Source organism: Flavobacterium okayamense (assembly GCF_019702945.1).
Lineage (GTDB): Bacteria > Bacteroidota > Bacteroidia > Flavobacteriales > Flavobacteriaceae > Flavobacterium > Flavobacterium okayamense.
In genome coordinates this window covers 1747564-1765349 of record NZ_AP024749.1, presented here as the reverse complement: position 1 = coordinate 1765349, position 17786 = coordinate 1747564, and the positions used below count along the sequence as shown (strand labels likewise).

12 protein-coding genes are annotated in these 17786 nt (G+C 32.3%); 3 read left to right on the top strand and 9 right to left on the bottom strand.

From position 1 onward, the window contains the following. Nucleotides 1–17: 17 nt before the first annotated feature. The 3 genes from cysS (at nt 18) to lgt (ending at nt 2749) form a co-directional block, all read left to right on the top strand. A complete protein-coding gene (gene cysS, locus KK2020170_RS08170) occupies nt 18–1505 on the top strand; it encodes a cysteine--tRNA ligase (RefSeq protein WP_221257845.1) in 1488 nt (495 codons plus the stop codon). Between the two features lie 10 nt (nt 1506–1515). After that, complete coding sequence (yidD, locus tag KK2020170_RS08165; RefSeq protein WP_221260014.1) at nt 1516–1737, top strand: membrane protein insertion efficiency factor YidD; 222 nt, start codon at nt 1516–1518, stop codon at nt 1735–1737. Between the two features lie 79 nt (nt 1738–1816). Continuing rightward, entirely contained in the window at nt 1817–2749 is a 933-nt protein-coding gene (gene lgt, locus KK2020170_RS08160; protein ID WP_255567298.1) for a prolipoprotein diacylglyceryl transferase, read from the top strand. A gap of 29 nt (nt 2750–2778) precedes the next feature. Here the strand turns inward: lgt and KK2020170_RS08155 are convergent, their stop codons facing one another. The 9 genes from KK2020170_RS08155 to KK2020170_RS08115 all read right to left on the bottom strand — a co-directional run bounded on the left by KK2020170_RS08155 (nt 2779) and on the right by KK2020170_RS08115 (nt 17625). Continuing rightward, nucleotides 2779–3231, bottom strand: a complete 453-nt coding sequence (locus KK2020170_RS08155) for a gliding motility lipoprotein GldH family protein (RefSeq protein ID WP_221257844.1) — start codon at nt 3229–3231, stop codon at nt 2779–2781. 79 nt (nt 3232–3310) lie between these two features. Next, complete coding sequence (secDF, locus tag KK2020170_RS08150; RefSeq protein ID WP_221257843.1) at nt 3311–6241, bottom strand: protein translocase subunit SecDF; 2931 nt, start codon at nt 6239–6241, stop codon at nt 3311–3313. A 181-nt stretch (nt 6242–6422) separates the two neighbouring features. Further along, a complete protein-coding gene (mdh, locus tag KK2020170_RS08145) occupies nt 6423–7355 on the bottom strand; it encodes a malate dehydrogenase (RefSeq protein WP_221257842.1) in 933 nt (310 codons plus the stop codon). Nucleotides 7356–7517: 162 nt separating this feature from the next. After that, complete coding sequence (gene gyrB, locus KK2020170_RS08140; protein WP_221257841.1) at nt 7518–9458, bottom strand: DNA topoisomerase (ATP-hydrolyzing) subunit B; 1941 nt, start codon at nt 9456–9458, stop codon at nt 7518–7520. Nucleotides 9459–9945: 487 nt separating this feature from the next. Continuing rightward, complete coding sequence (gene asnB, locus KK2020170_RS08135; protein WP_221257840.1) at nt 9946–11610, bottom strand: asparagine synthase B; 1665 nt, start codon at nt 11608–11610, stop codon at nt 9946–9948. 291 nt (nt 11611–11901) lie between these two features. Continuing rightward, on the bottom strand, nt 11902–12351 hold the full coding sequence (locus KK2020170_RS08130; protein ID WP_221257839.1) for a hypothetical protein: 450 nt from the start codon (nt 12349–12351) through the stop codon (nt 11902–11904). Beyond that, complete coding sequence (locus KK2020170_RS08125; RefSeq protein WP_221257838.1) at nt 12348–12767, bottom strand: RDD family protein; 420 nt, start codon at nt 12765–12767, stop codon at nt 12348–12350. Before KK2020170_RS08125 ends, KK2020170_RS08130 begins: the two co-directional genes overlap by 4 nt. Nucleotides 12768–12779: 12 nt before the next feature. After that, nucleotides 12780–14534 (bottom strand): TonB-dependent receptor, encoded by a 1755-nt coding sequence (locus KK2020170_RS08120; protein ID WP_221257837.1) that lies wholly within the window; start codon nt 14532–14534, stop codon nt 12780–12782. A gap of 76 nt (nt 14535–14610) precedes the next feature. Beyond that, complete coding sequence (locus KK2020170_RS08115; RefSeq protein ID WP_221257836.1) at nt 14611–17625, bottom strand: tetratricopeptide repeat protein; 3015 nt, start codon at nt 17623–17625, stop codon at nt 14611–14613. Between the last annotated feature and the right edge of the window lie 161 nt (nt 17626–17786).

Below are 17786 nucleotides of genomic sequence, written 5' to 3'. Positions count from 1 at the left end.
AAGCTTCAAAAAACAAAATGAAATTATATCAAAACCAACAACTTAAAGTTTACAATACATTAACGAGCGACAAACAAGATTTTAAGCCACTTCATGAAGGAAGAATTGGAATGTATGTTTGTGGACCTACAGTTTACAGTAATGTTCACCTTGGAAATGTTAGAACTTTTATGAGTTTTGATGTAATTTACCGCTACTTATCACATTTAGGTTACAATGTTCGTTATGTAAGAAATATTACGGATGCAGGACATTTAACAGATGATGGGAATGTAGAAAACGATCGTTTTGTAAAACAATCGAAATTGGAAAAACTAGAGCCAATGGAAATTGTTCAAAAATATACGGTTGATTTCCATAAAGTTTTAGATACTTTTAATTTTCTTCCTCCTACTATTGAACCAACAGCAACCGGACATATTTTAGAGCAAATTGAATTAACTGAAAAGCTAATTGAATTGGGTTTTGCTTACGAAAGTAATGGTTCGGTTTATTTTGACGTTCAAGCCTATAATGCAAAAGGTTTAAATTACGGAGAGTTAAGTAATCGCAACATTGAAGAACTTTTAGCCAATACACGAGATTTAGACGGACAAACTGAAAAGAAGAATCCTCAAGATTTTGCACTTTGGAAAAATGCATCGCCACAACACATTATGCGTTGGAATTCACCTTGGGGCGCTGGTTTTCCGGGTTGGCATTTAGAGTGTACTGCAATGAGTACAAAATACTTAGGTGAAACTTTTGATATTCACGGTGGTGGAATGGATTTAAAATTCCCGCATCATGAATGTGAAGTTGCTCAAGCAAAAGCTGGTTACGGACATTCGCCTGTTCGTTATTGGATGCATACGAATATGCTTACTATGAATGGTTTACGCATGAGTAAATCGACTGGTAATTATATTTTACCAATGGAATTAGTCAACGGAAACAACGATTTCTTTGAAAAACCATTCCATCCTAATATTGTACGTTTTTGTTTTTTACAAGCTCACTATAGAAGTGTTTTAGATATTTCTAACGAAGCTATGCTTGCCAGTGAAAAAGGTTTTAACCGAATGAGTGAGGCTTATAAAAATCTTGCGAATCTTTCAGCTTCAGCAAATTCAAGTTTAGATATAACTTCATGGAAGCAATCTTGTTACGATGCCATGAATGACGATTTTAATTCACCTATTTTAATTGCACAATTATTTGAAGGTGTTCGTTTTATCAATCTAATTAAAGAAGGAAAAGAAACCGTTACAGAAAATGATTTGGCAATATTAAAATCGACTTTCTCAGATTTCTTAGTAGATGTTTTAGGTTTGAATTTCGATTCTGAATCTTCAAGTTCAAATACCAATAAATTAGATGGTGTTGTAAACATGTTAATCGAAATGCGAAACGAAGCAAGGGCTAATAAAAACTGGGCATTGTCTGATGAAATTCGCGATAGACTTTTAGCTTTAGGAATTCAACTTAAAGATGGAAAAGAAGGCACTTCTTTTACAGTAAATTAATTTGAAAACGATAACAAAAATATTAGCCTATCCTTTTATTTTCTTAGTTCGATTTTACCAAGTAGCCATTTCACCTTACACACCGGCAACTTGTCGCTACTCACCTACATGCTCACATTATACTGCTGAAGCCCTAAAAAAACACGGCGTTTTTAAAGGCGGTTGGCTTGCAATAAAGCGCATATTTAGTTGTCATCCTTGGGGAGGAAGCGGTTACGATCCTGTTCCCTAAAAATCTAATAAAAGTTTACTTATTTTTAACAAGTTTCCCAACTATTATACTTATTTTTAGCCTTAAATAACAATTTAATATGCGTTTTTTAGCCATGATTTGGAATCCTTCTGAAGGAATAGATTTAGGAATTATTAATGTTCGTTTCTATAGTTTAATGTTTGTAGTAGCCTTTGGATTAGGTTGGTACGTTATGAAAGCTATTTATGAACGTGAAGAAGAATCTTTAGAAAAATTAGACAAACTTTTTTTATATACTGTTTTAGCGACATTAATTGGAGCTCGTTTAGGTCATGTATTTTTCTATGATTGGGATTACTTTAAAGATCATCCTCTTGAAATTTTACTTCCAATTAAAGAAACCGCTGAAGGTTGGAAATTTACTGGTTTTGCAGGATTAGCAAGTCATGGAGCTGCAATATCTATAATTCTTGTAATGTGGTATTACAGTAAAAATATTATTAAAAAGCCCATTTTATGGATTTTAGACCGAATTGTAATTCCTGTTTCACTTGGAGCTATATTTGTACGTCTAGGAAACTTTTTTAATTCTGAAATTATTGGAAAACCCACATCTGAATCAAGCTTTTTAGCTACAAAATTCATTCGTGGAGAAGACACTCTAAATAGTTATGAAGTAACAAAACTAACTCAAATTCCTGATGTAGATCAAGCTTTTAATGCTGTTAAAAGCAATCCACAATTTGTTGAAATATTAAATTCAATTCCGTATCGTTATCCTGCACAATTATATGAAGCAATTGGATACGTTTTTGTGTTTGCTATTTTATTTTATTTATACTGGAAAACAGAAACACGTCAAAAATTAGGTTACTTATTTGGTGTTTTCCTAGTCTTACTTTGGACCGTTCGTTTCTTTGTAGAATATGTAAAAGAAAGTCAAGGAGGGTTTGAAAATGCTCTTGGAGTTTTCTCTACAGGACAATGGTTAAGTATACCGTTTATAATAGCTGGGATTTACTTTATTGTAAAAGCCAAAAAAGTAGAATAAAAAAAAGCCGCTCAATTGAGCGGCTTTTTTTATTGATTTGGTTTTCTGATTTGATAACCAATTCCTAAAACATTTGGTAAATACGGTAAATCTGATTTATTTCTTAATACTATATGATATTTTCCAGGTTCTAAATCTTTAAGATTTACCTTTTGATAATAATCGCAAATATCTCCTAGACATTCACCTGAATCACCACCATTAACATTTTTGACTTTTAATTTTTCAATAACAAACATTTTATTCAAATCTCCTTCCGTTTTAGTGATTTCCATTTCGATAGGAATCATATCGTAATCGTAATCATAAATATGGCCAAAATGCAACCATAATTCTTCTCCTTGATCAATTGTAAAATCGAACTCAACATCTTGATTAAAAGGCCAACGATTGTCTTCAAAATCTCTAAAAAAATCATTTGATTTCACGTTCTTATTACATGAAACGAAAACTAGAAATAACATAAAAATTAATAAACGCATAGTCAAAAGTTTTTAAAAATAAAAGATATAAAAAAAGTCCTGATCTTCATCAGGACTTTTTAAAATATTAAAATCGAAATTAATCTTCTTTTTTGAATTCTGCCATTTTCTTAGCTTCTTTATCACTCATAGTATCATTCATTACAGGAGTTGCAACGAATAATGATGAATATGTACCAACTAAGATACCTACTAAGATTGCAAACACAAACCCTCTAATAGTTTCTCCACCAAAGATGAAGATTGCAATTAATACAACTAACGTAGTTGCAGATGTATTAATTGTTCTACTTAAAGTAGAGTTCAATGCTTTATTTACTAATCCTTTAAAATCAGATGAAGAATTATAATCTAAATACTCTCTTACACGGTCAAATACAATTACTGTATCATTTAATGAATAACCAATAACCGTTAAGATAGCTGCAATAAATGCTTGATCTATCTCCATATTAAATGGTAAGATTGTATAGAAGAATGAGAAAATTCCTAAAACAATGATAACATCGTGCATTACAGCTACAACAGCACCTAAACCAAATTGCCATTTACGGAATGAAATCATTAAGTAAACAAACACAACTAATAAAGAACCTAAAACTGCCCATAAAGAGTTAGTCTTAATATCTTTTGAAATTGTACCCGAAACTTTAGAAGCTTGCATAACACCAAACTCTTTTCCTTCGTAAGAAGTAACAAACTGCTCATAAGTTAAATCTGATGGTAAATATTTCTTTAATCCATCGTATAATTTTTGATTTACTTCTTTATCAATACCTTCTCCCTCTTCGTCAACTTTATATTTCGTAGTAATTTTCAACTGGTTATCATTACCAAAAGTTTTAGCTTCAGCTCCTGCTCCTTCGAACACAGCTGATAAATCTTTAGAAACTTCAGAAGCTACTACTGGTTTTTCAAAACGTACTTGGTAAGTTCTACCTCCTAAGAAATCAACTCCTTGATTTAATCCTTTAGTTGCAATTGAAACTATACTTAATACAATTAAGATTGCAGAAATTACATAAGCAATTTTACGTTTTCCTAAGAAATCAAAATTTAAGTTTTTAAACCAGTTTTTAGTAATTGACGTTGAAAAAGAAATATTTTCATTTCTACTTAAACTCCATTCTAACATTAATCTTGTAATAAACACCGCAGTAAATACAGAAGTTACAACACCAATAATTAATGTAGTTGCAAAACCTTTAATTGGTCCTGTTCCAAATACAAATAAAATAATTGCAGTAATTAATGTAGTAACGTTAGCATCAACAATTGATGACATGGCACCTTTCCATGTATATGCATAACCAACTGCCTCTTCAACTGTTTTCCCTGAATCTAACTCTTCTTTAGCACGCTCGTAAATAATTACGTTAGCATCTACCGCCATACCTATTGTTAAAACGATACCAGCAATACCAGGTAATGTTAATACAGCACCAAATGAAGCTAAAATTCCAAATATAAATAAGATGTTTACCAATAAAGCTAAGTTAGCATAGAAACCTGCCTTACCATAGTAAACTACCATCCATAATAATACCAATGAGAAACCTATGATGAATGAAATTAAACCATTATCAATAGCTTCTTGTCCTAAAGATGGTCCAACAACATCAGACTGAACAATCTCTGCAGAAGCTGGCAATTTACCTGCTCTTAAAATGTTTGCTAAATCTTTTGTTTCATTAACCGTAAAACTACCTGAAATTTCAGATTGTCCTCCAGAAATAGCACCTCTACTAACACCTGGTGCAGAATATACAATATTATCTAATACAATTGCAATTGCATTTCCTTGTTGAGAGACAGCTCCTGTAATTTCTTCCCATTTCTTTGCACCGTTTCCATTCATTTGCATTGAAACAGCTGGCTTACCTAGTTGATCAAATGTATCACGAGCATCAACAATCACACCACCACTTAATGGGGCAACATTATCTCTATTACCCTTAAGTGCATACAATTCAACCATTTCTGGTGACTTTTCATTAATTTTTCCCCAAGCGAATTTAACATTTGCTAATTCAGAAGGCAATAATGAGCGTATATCACTTCTATTTAAGTAAGAATTTACTTTTGCAGTATCCTTTGTATTAAAATAAGCAATGTAAGGAGATCCTTGTTGTCCTGGCATTACTATTTTATCAAATAAAGGGTTAACTTGAACTTTAGTAGAATCTGTTTTATCTGTTAATAAAGAGTCAATCCCTGTTGCTGCTTCTGCAACTTCAGTTTCTTCTTTAACCTCTGTCTTTTTTAATTGCTCATTAGCAGCAACTAAGAAACTACCTAATTCTTCACCTTTGTATGTTTCCCAAAATTCTAATTGAGCTGTAGATTGTAATAATTTCTTAATACGATCAACGTCTTTAGCTCCTGGTAACTCTACTAAAATTCTTCCAGAATTCCCTAATAATTGAATGTTTGGCTGTGTAACTCCAAATTTATCGATACGCTCACGTAATACTTTAAAAGCAGATTCTACAGATTCTTGAACTTTTTGTTTGATAATTGGTTCAACTTGAGCATTAGTCATGTCAAATTTAATAACATCATCTAAAGTTCTATTTCCGAAGATTTCAGCATCTGCCAATTTCACATTTGCAGCATTAGCTTCTTTGAAAAAAGCATCAATATAATCTTGATTTCCTTGTTGATTTTGTTTTGCATCAGCTAAAGCTTTGTTAAAAGCTGGGTTTTTCGAACCATTTGCTAAACCTTTTAAAATATCATTAACTGAAATTTGAAGGATAACATTAATACCACCTTCTAAGTCAAGACCTTTGTTAATTTGATTGTTTCTTACGTCTGCGTAAGTTTGACCTAAAAACACCTTCTCTTTAGAAATTGAATCTAAATACGAAACTTCTTTTTTGAAGTCACCATTTGCAAAAGCCTTAGCATCCTTCTCAATTTTATTTGCAACGAAAGTAAACGATAATTGGTAAATACATACCAAAGCAAATATGATTGCGAAAAACTTAATTAATCCTCTATTCTGCATTACTACTTAAATATTAATTATTCTGTTATTTTTATAAAAACGGACAAATATATAATTTACAATAGGATTAACCAATTTTATTAAGCAATAAAATTGATTTTTTTGTAGTTTTTTTGTTGAAATCTGAACATAAAAAAACTGCCAAATTAATTTGGCAGTTTCAATTGATGTAAAATATATACTATAATACTGAACTAAGTGCTTCGTTCATATTACGAACAGCATCAGCACTTTTCTCAAATAAAGCTTTTTCAGCTTCGTTTAATTTAATATCAACAATTTCTTCAACGCCATTTTTACCAATGATACAAGGTACTCCTATACAAATATCATTTTGTCCATATTCTCCTTCCAACATTACCGAACAAGGAATCATACGTTTTTGATCGTTTAATATTGAATCAACTAAATACGCAACAGATGCACCTGGCGCATACCAAGCTGATGTTCCTAACAATTTAGTTAACGTTGCACCACCAACCATAGTATCAGCAGCTACTTTATCCATTTCTTCTTGCGACATGAAATTAGAAATTGGCGAACCGTTGTAAGAAGCCAATCTTGTTAAAGGAATCATTGTTGTATCTCCATGACCTCCAATAACCATACCTTGAATATCATTTGATGGTTTATCTAAAGCTTGTGATAAGAAATATTTAAAACGAGAACTATCTAAAGCACCACCCATACCGATTACTCTATTTTTAGGCAATCCTGTCGCTTTTAACGCTAAATAAGTCATCGTATCCATTGGATTTGAAACTACTACAATGATTGCATTTGGAGAATGTGCTAATACATTATCAGAAACAGATTTTACAATTCCAGCATTGATACCAATTAACTCTTCACGAGTCATACCCGGCTTTCTTGGGATTCCAGATGTAATTACCACTACATCACTTCCTGCTGTTTTCGTATAATCATTTGTACTTCCAACAACTTTTGTATTAAAGCCAGTAGTAGTTGCACATTGCATGATATCCATAGCTTTACCTTCAGCAAAACCTTCTTTAATATCAATCAATACTACTTCGCTTGCAATTCCTCTGTACGAAATAACATCAGCACATGTTGCACCTACATTACCCGCACCAACAATAGTTACTTTCATTGTGTTTATAGTTTTTTAATTATTAATGTTTATTGAATTCTAAATTAATGTTTGCAAATTTACCAAATGAAAATGAGCTTTTTATAAAAAATACTCTAAAAAAGTACTTAAATAATATAAAAAAAGAAAGGTGTCGATAATCGACACCTTTTCTTTTATATATTACGCATCAATCTTAGCATACGCTGCGTTTTTCTCGATAAATTCACGTCTTGGCGGAACCTCATCTCCCATTAACATAGAGAAAACTCTATCTGCTTCTCCTAAATTTTCAATAGTAACTTGACGTAAAGTTCTAAATTCTGGATTCAATGTAGTTTCCCATAGTTGTTCTGCATTCATCTCTCCAAGACCTTTATAGCGTTGAACGTTTGCTCCTCCACCATATTCCATTGACAATCTATCACGTTGGTCATCATTCCAAGCATAGGCTTTTTTATTACCTTTCTTAACTTGATATAGAGGTGGTTGTGCAATGTAAACGTGCCCTCCTTCAATAAGTTCTTTCATATATCGGAAAAAGAACGTTAAAATTAAAGTTGAAATGTGAGAACCATCAACATCGGCATCACACATAATTACTACTTTATGATAACGTAATTTTGATAAATTTAAAGCTTTGCTATCTTCTTCAGTTCCAACAGTAACACCTAAAGCAGTAAAAATATTTCGAATCTCTTCGTTTTCAAATACTTTATGTTGCATTGCTTTTTCCACATTCAAAATCTTACCACGTAACGGTAAAATAGCTTGGAAAAATCTATCACGTCCTTGTTTTGCAGTTCCACCCGCCGAGTCTCCCTCGACAAGGAATATTTCACATTTTGCTGGATCTTGCTCAGAACAATCTGATAATTTTCCAGGTAATCCACCACCACCCATAACGGTTTTACGTTGCACCATTTCACGCGCTTTTTTCGCAGCATGACGTGCTTGAGCAGCCAAGATTACTTTTTGTACAATTATTTTAGCATCATTTGGATTCTCTTCCAAATAATTCTCTAACATTTCTGCAACAGCTTGCGAAACTGGAGAAACTACTTCTCTATTTCCTAATTTCGTTTTGGTTTGACCTTCGAATTGAGGTTCAGCAACTTTTACCGAAATAATAGCTGTTAAACCTTCACGGAAATCATCTCCAGAAATTTCAAATTTTAATTTATCTAATAAACCTGAAGCATCGGCATATTTTTTCAACGTACGCGTTAATCCCATACGGAAACCTTGTAAATGCGTTCCTCCTTCGTGCGTATTGATGTTATTTACGTAAGAAAATATATTTTCAGAATAACTATCGTTATAAATCAAGGCAACTTCAACTGGAATCTCACCTTTTTCGTTTTCCATTGAAATAACGTGACCAATAATAGGCACACGATTTCCATCTAAAAACTTAACAAATTCCTTTAAACCTTCTTGAGAATGGAACGTTTCACCTAAGAAATTTCCATCTTTATCTGTCTCTCTTTTATCAACTAAAGTAATTGTGATTCCTTTATTCAAGAATGATAATTCACGTAAACGAGCTGCTAAAGTATCGTAAGAATATACTAAGGTTTGCGTAAAGATTGAACCATCTGGTTTAAATGTTACAATCGTTCCTCTTTTATCAGTAGTTCCAACTTGTTTAACAGGATATAAAGATTTCCCTCTTTCGTATTCTTGTTCCCAAATTTTTCCATCACGGTGAACAGTAGCTTTTAAGTGATCAGAAAGTGCGTTAACACACGATACACCAACACCGTGTAAACCTCCAGAAACTTTATATGAATCTTTATCGAATTTACCTCCAGCTCCAATTTTTGTCATTACAACTTCAAGAGCAGAAACACCTTCTTTTTTATGTAAATCTACAGGAATACCACGCCCGTTATCTTCAACAGAAATGGAATTATCTTCATTAATTATAACTTTAATCGTATCACAATGTCCAGCTAAAGCCTCATCGATAGAGTTATCTACTACTTCATAAACTAAATGATGTAAACCTCTAACTCCAGTATCACCAATATACATGGAAGGACGCATACGTACGTGCTCCATCCCTTCAAGCGCCTGAATACTGTCGGCTGAATAGCCATTCTTTTTTACTTCTTCACTCATATTTTAAATGCTTATAATATCAACTTGTTGTTAACAAACAAATATAATTAATTAGAGAGAGAATGTTTAAAAATTAGACACAAAATAATCTAAAGTTATCAACATTTGTTAATTTCTAAAAAGTGTCTTAAATCGATTAAAAATAGCTTTAAATTGAATTTTTATCATTTTTTTACCTACTGCAAAAATGGATTTTTGTAAAAGTGGCTTAAATCCAATATAAAAATGTCTTTTTCATATTTGAAAAAGACATTTAATAATACAATATCGGATTTTTGAAATAAGTTTTATTCATTTTCTTTGCTTGTCCAAAGAAAACGAACCAAAAGAAAAGACATTTTCTTCTTTTACGAGGAATTTTTATCTATGATAAAACCGTTTGGAAAACTCTGCGGACTTTGTCCTGAATCTCATAGCTTTTCCAAACTATTCTGCGTAAAAGAATTGCAAAGCAAAGCTTTGCAATCAAAACACGATTATAAGAAATCTAATAAGCCTCTACGTGAACTTTTGCTACTGCTCTACCTGAAGGATCATTTAAGTTTTTAAACGCCTCATCCCATTCCAGTGCCACTTTTGTACTACAAGCCACACTTGCCTCTTGTGGTACACTTAAAGCCGCTGCATCGCTTGGAAAATGTTCTGCAAATATAGAACGGTAATAATACTCTTCTTTTGAAGTTGGCGTTTGAATTGGAAATCTAAATTTTGCATTCGCCAATTGCTCATCAGAGACTTCTTTGGCAACCATTTCTTTTAATGTATCAATCCAACTATACCCTACACCATCACTAAATTGTTCTTTTTGACGCCAAGCCACGCTTTCTGGTAACATTTCTTCAAAAGCTTTACGCAATACCCATTTCTCCATTCTTTCACCATTAATCATTTTATCTTGTGGATTAATTCGCATAGCTACATCCATAAATTCTTTATCTAAGAATGGTACACGTCCTTCAATTCCCCAAGCGGCTAGGCTTTTATTAGCACGTAAACAATCGTACATATGTAATTTGCTCAACTTACGAACAGTTTCTTCGTGAAATTCTTTTGAATTTGGTGCTTTATGGAAATATAAATAGCCTCCAAACAATTCATCTGAGCCTTCACCAGAAAGTACCATTTTAATTCCCATCGATTTTATAACACGAGCCATTAAATACATAGGCGTTGAAGCTCTAATAGTTGTTACATCGTATGTTTCAATGTTATAAATTACATCGCGAATGGCATCTAAGCCTTCTTGAATCGTAAATTTAATTTCGTGATGAATAGTCCCGATATGATCGGCTACTTTTTTTGCAGCTGCCAAGTCTGGAGAACCTTCTAAACCAACGGCAAAAGAGTGCAATTGAGGATACCAAGCTTCTGATTTATCATCATTTTCAATTCTTCGACTGGCAAACTTTTTAGCAATTGCAGAAGTGATAGAAGAGTCTAAACCTCCCGAAAGTAAAACACCATAAGGAACATCACTCATTAATTGACGATGAACTGCTGCTTCAAGTGCTTCTTTCAATTCTTGAATACTTGTTTCATTTTCTTTTACAGCGTCAAACTCTGTCCATTCGCGGTTGTACCATTTTACCAATTCGCCGTCTTTACTAGACATGAAATGACCTGGTGGAAATAATTCAATTTTTGTACAATAGCCTTCTAATGCTTTTAATTCGGATGCTACATAAAACGTTCCAAATTGATCCCAACCAATATACAATGGAATAATTCCCATGTGGTCGCGAGCGATGAAATATTCGTCTTTTTCAACATCGTAAATCGCAAATCCGAAGATTCCATTTAATTCATCTACAAAACTTGTTCCTTTTGCTTGATATAATGCTAAAATTACTTCGCAATCACTTTCTGTTTGAAATTCGAATTTTCCTTCAAATTGTTTGCGTAATTCTCTGTGGTTGTATATTTCGCCATTGGCTGCTAAAACCAAACTTTTATCTTTTGTAAATAAAGGTTGTTTTCCAGAAGCTGGATCAACAATTGCCAAGCGCTCATGCGCCATAATTGCTTTATCATTACTAAAAACACCACTCCAATCGGGTCCGCGATGACGGATTTTTTTCGACATTTCTAATACTTGAGGTCTTAGAGTTTCTGTTTTTTGCTTTACATCAAAGGCACATACAATTCCACACATATTTTTTAATTTAGAATTATGAATTTAGAATTCAGAATGTTTTTTACTTTTTATTATGAAGCAAAGTTGCGCTTTTAAGTATTAATTTTAAACCATATACTTATTTTTAATTACAATTTTAAACTTTATATTTAAAATTTATTTTAAATTGAAATTAAATTACAGTTTTTTAGTGTAGAAAAGTTTGAGATTGTAATCATAACTTTTCTTTACTCGCATAAAGAAAAGTAACAAAAGAAATGCGTTTTTCACTTTTATAGTTATTTCTGCAAGCAGAACCAACTTTTAAAACTAATAAATTTCTTGAATGGTGTAATGGATTCCGTTAAAGGAAAAGGAATCTTTTTTGGTTTTTCCTTTCATGGCTAAGCCAAGTGGTGATTGTAATGATAAAGCGATAATTTCTTGATTATCGATTGTTATTTTTGGTAAAGCAGATGAAATATAAAAGGTAAACTTATCGGTAATTATTAAACTACCTAAAGCGACAATTGTATTTTGTTTGGAACTATCGATGGACTCTAAAAGTGCTAATTGCTCTAAATTTTCTTTTAGTTTTTGGTTGAGTTTTTCTTGCTCGAGATGCATCATCGACAAAGCGGTTTCGTGCTTATCGCCTGCAGAACCTTTCGCATCGTTTTGTGCATCTTCCGCTAAATCATTAATTTGAAAACGTAGCTTTTTGATTTTCTCTTCGAGCAATTGAATGTAATGGGAATGGATTTTTGGTTTGGTAATCATTTACTTTTTATTTCAACTACAATTGTATTTGCCCATAAATCACCTAATCGTTGATTTTTATCACTATTTTTTATTGTAATAATTCCAATTAAACCAAAAGGAAACATATCAATCGGATCTAAAAGATGTCTTTTAAAAGATTGACCTAAAGAAACTTCACCATTCCTTGAAATTAATGATTGTGGTTTTAATCCTACTAATGAATTACCAATTGTTGCTCCATAAACAGATTCTAATAATACTATAATAACAAACCAAAAAACAAAAGGCATCAGTGCTAATATTCCAGTTACTGAAAAACCACCTTCCTCATTTGGTTCACCAAAAGAATATGCAAAGGCAAACATTAACAAATAAACTATTAAATAATCTATAAATCCTGCAAATATTCTTTTACCAATATTTTTTTTAGTCATTAAGAATAAAAATTAAAAATCAAACTTATAATTTGCCCCAAACATTCCTTGTACTCCTTGTACTGGGAAGTTAGCCCAACGATTGTATTGTTGGTTCGCTAAGTTGTTTCCTTTTAAATAGAATGTCAATCTATCATTGTAATTGTAACCTATGTGAGCATTTAAATCGAAGAAGCTATCTAAAGTTACTTCTTGTTGTGTAAAAGTTCCAGGGTTGATTGTTAAATCATCTTGAACCGTAATCATATCTTTACGTTCGCCAACAAAGAAAATATTTGCTCCAGCATACCATTTATCGGTAATATCGAAATCTAAATTAGCTCCAATTTTTAATTGCGGTAAGTTAAAAGCTTCTTTAGCATATTCTGTGTTGTAATTGTTGTATTGTCCGTTTAAAGCTAAGCTTACACTTTTTGAAAAATCAGCTTTAATTTCTCCAAAAATGCTCAACGTTTTTACATTATCATAAGACACATTGAATGAATTTCCATTCGCATAACCTTCGGTATTTGCTCCTGATAAATCGAAAGAATTACTTGTAAACATTGGTTTACCTTCGTCATAATTGTAAGAACCACGAATGTTAAATGCTACAGAACTTGCTAATTTTCCTTTTAAACCAACATAAACATCATATTTATTGTCTGTTGGTGCGATGAAAAGAGTTGGAGACACAAACGGATTTTGGTCTACAAAATCGGCATACGAGTTTTGATTTAAACCACCTTCTGCTCCAGCATAACCGATTAAAATGTCGCCTACTATTTTATACGATGCTTTTATATTTGGATACACAAAAATTTTACTATCGGTCTCATCGTTTAATTTTCCTGTTGTATAGAAAACTCCTGCTCCAATTTGCACCGATAAATCATCTTGTTGGTACAAGAAATTAGGTTTTGTACCAAAAATGATGTTACTGTATTTTAATTCAGCATCTACATCATACATTCTATCGAAAGAACCACCAACGTAATCAATAATAAAATCGGCATTTACTTTATAATCCATTACTTCAAAATCGAAATTTGGTTTTACCCAAAAACGATTTTCTCCCGAACCAAAATCATCTGAAAAACGCTTAAATTGCATAGACGCTTCGCTAAAAAAGCTTTTTTCCATTGCCATTTTACCGCCTAATGCGATTGTATTATAGACTTGCTTTTCCTCTATATTTTCAATCGTAGTATCGTCAAAAAAGATGTTTTCATAAGGCAATCCATACCAATTATACACTTGGTTTTTAACTCCTAAATCAACATTCCAACTTAAATCACGATTTCTCGAACCATAAGTTACATCTAAACCTGTAGTTGCAAATTTATCGTCTAATTTTACATCTTGAATTCCGCCTTGAGATGATAAATGACGAATCATTCCGCCCACATAACTATCACGACCGAAATTGTGTGTTAGAAATAATTCTCCATTAATTGTTCCGTAGTTACCAACACCTAAAGTGGCATAATTACTAAAAATGCGCTCTTTTTCCTCTTTATCTACACCAGCTGCTTTTCCTTTTGCAGGCGTAAAGGTTGACGCTACCGGAAATGAAAAAATATTGTATTGAATTTCTTCTTTTTGTGTATTATCCTCATCGTCAATAACTGGTGTTTCCTTTACTTTAAAAGCATCAGAAATTGTTGGCGTATAAGGCTTGACAACGTTTACAACTTCAGAACCAATGTTTTCATCTTCTTGACCGAATGAAAATTGTGAAGCTAATGCTGTGATAACGATTGGGAAATATATTTTTAAATTCTTCATGTTCATTTTTGAATTACGAATTTTCAATTTTAGAATTTGTTTTACTTACTTCTCGACTCCGCTCGAAGTAAAAAAATTAGTTTGTTATTGATGAATTAGTCTTAGCTTCTTCAGCTTTGATTTTTTCTAATTCGGCTTTAGCTTCTTCCACCACATCAGGATAATCGGTAAAGTTTTTAATTACACTTTCTAAAATGTAAGTCGCTTGGAAACTATCTTTTAATCCGTAGAAGTTTTTAGCCATAACCACTAAACCTTTTGCTCCGTAGTATTTATAACCCGAATAATCTTTGGCTATTTTTTGAACTATTTTATTTGAATCTTCAAATTTTCCATCTTTATTTTTGAAATAAGCATCGTAAAACAATGCTTCAGCTGCTAATTCCCCTTTTGCGATTTTTAATAAATCGGCATACGCTTGGCGTGCTTTTGGTTCGTTATCCGTTTTCATAGCCGAACGCGCTACGATAATTTGAGCATCACTTTTAATTCTGTCATCAACCTTATCATTTGCTAAAACTTTATCAGCATAAACAACCGCATTTGCATAATCTTCTTTTTCGTAATACGCTTTCATTAAGTTTGATTGAGCATACGTTACATTTTGAGGAAACTCTGCTTCAGTTTCTAAACGTTTTAAAACCGGAATAGCATTTTGATAGTCTTTCGCTTTTAAATGCACTTGACATAAACGAGCTAATGCTTGTTCTGTAAATTCGTTACGTGCTTGATTGATAACAAACTCATAATGTTTAACCGAATTACTTTCTAATCCATCAGCAAAGTACAATTGTGCCAAGTAGAAATTCGCTTTTAAAGCATGTAAACCATTCGGAAATTTAGCCACATAACTACTAAATCCAGCAATCGCTTGTTTTGTATTGTTCATTAAATACTGTTTCTCAGCAGATTCGTATGTTGTATTATCTAAATCGGCATTTGAAACCTCAACATAACTCAATGTTTTAACCCATTCGGTATATTCATCGATGCGACCGTTATCTACATAAATTAAACGCGCTGTTGCAACCGCTTGTAAAGCTTCTGGAGAGTTTGGGAAATCCGCAGCAACTTTTTTGAATTTCACTAAAGCAGGTTCGCTTTTGTTATTGTTGTAATAGATTAAACCTTGTTTTAAGATTGATTTCGATTTATATGAACTACTTGAATAGTTCGCAATTAACTTATCGTACGTTCCAATTGCTTTTTGTTCGTTATTTTCATTTGTGTAAGTGTTTCCTAATTCATACAAAGCATCATCTGCATATTGAGAATTTGGATATTTTTTAGCAAATGCTTCTAAATCTTCAATTTTCTTTTCATTTCTACCAACAAATCCGTAGCTAATTCCTTTTTGAAATGCCGCATAATCACTATGAACTCCATTCATTTCAATAGCTTTATTGTAAGCATCCATTGCTGGCCAATATTTAGCTGAAATAAAGTTACAATCACCTAAACGCAAATAAGCATCGGTTTTACGTGTATTATCATTTTTAACCGTGCTTAAATAATCAGTAAAGTGAGTAATTGCATTGTCATACTCTTTTAATTTGAAGTAGGAATAGGCAAGATTATAATTCACATTTGCATATTCAGGTGTTGAAGCTGCTTCATTGTAACCCATGAATTGTTTGAAGCTTAACATTGCTTCATTGTATTGGTCAAGGTTGTATTCAGTTTCTGCTTTCCAAAATGTTGCACGAGCTGTGAATTTTTGGTCTTTATTTTCGGAAATAGATTTCTTGAACAAATCGAAAGCGCCTTGATAATCGCCATCTGTATACAATTCTAAACCTCTATAGAAAGCTACTTTTTGGTATGCCAAACGATTTTCGGCCGTTTTATTCTTTTCTAATAATGCTAATGCTTCTGTATAATTTTTGGAAGTGATATACGAACTAATTAATAAATTATTGATTTCTTGTTTGTAAGGCGTATTAGGATATTTTGCTAAATACGTATTTAGAACTTCAGGAACCGATTGGTATGGATTTCCTAACTCGTAGCTCAATTTTGCATAATTTAAAAACGCATCTTCTTGAATTTTCAAATCAAATTCCATTTCAGAAGCCGTTTTGAATGCATTTAAAGCTTCTTGCTTACGATCCGTTTTTAAATAACATTCTGCTAAATGATAATAGGCATTTTGTGCCACGCTATCTTGTCCGTTGATAATTTTATTAAACTGACTGATTGCATTTTCGTAATCTCCATTTTTATAATACGTATACCCTAACTGGTAAAAATCGGTATTGTTCCATTTTCCTTTTTTTCCTTTGTAATCTTGAAGGTAAGGAAGCGCTTTATCGTATTGTTTTAAATTGAAATAACTTTCACCAATAATTTTAGACAATTCACTTTTTTCAGCTGCACTCGACTTTGGTAGTTGTTCTAAACCTAAATCGATCGCTTTTTGAAAATTTCCAAGCTTAAAATTCATATCCGCTTGAAAATAGCCCATTTTTTCTTTGTACTTGTCTTTATCGTTTACTTGTTCGAAGTACTGATTTGCACTATTGTAATCGTCAGATTCATACGAAATGTAGCCTAAATAATATTTTGCTTGACTTCCGTACGTTTGAGAATTAACGACTTTATTAAGATATTTTTGCGCCTCTTTATTGTTTTTAATAGTAAAGTATGCATATCCTTTTTGAAAGTTATAACGCTCCATTTCAGCATTCGACATACTTGATGTATCTGCTTTATCAAACCATTCAATCGCTTTAGGGTAATTTCCTTCTCCAAAATAGTAATGTGCTACTTCAATATACGCCTGATTTTGCTTTGTACTTGTTGGATAATCTTCCACAAAACGCTCAATCATAGCATCTGCACCAAACTGATTTAAACGAATCGCACAATTAGCAATATAGTATGCACAATCTGCTTGTACTTCTTGATTATTTGTCGAAGTTTTTACCTTTTCAAAAATAATTTGAGCCGATTGGTATTGTTTGTCTTTGTATAAGGCTTGTGCTTTTTCAAATTCTTTTAAATCGTGAGTGTAAATAGCCGATTGCTGAGCAACAGATACAGCAGGAACTGCTGAAAGTAAAAAAAGAGATAATCTAAATACTTTTATCATTTTGTATATTGATTTATTGACTTCAAAGATAGTATTTCCTTATGGTAATAACGAAAGCTATTAACAGATTATTGTGCTTTTTTTAAACAGATTTATTAACGAAAATGTTTTCTTGTAACAAAATTTTGTAACCGATGATTAAGTTCTTACTTTTACAACTT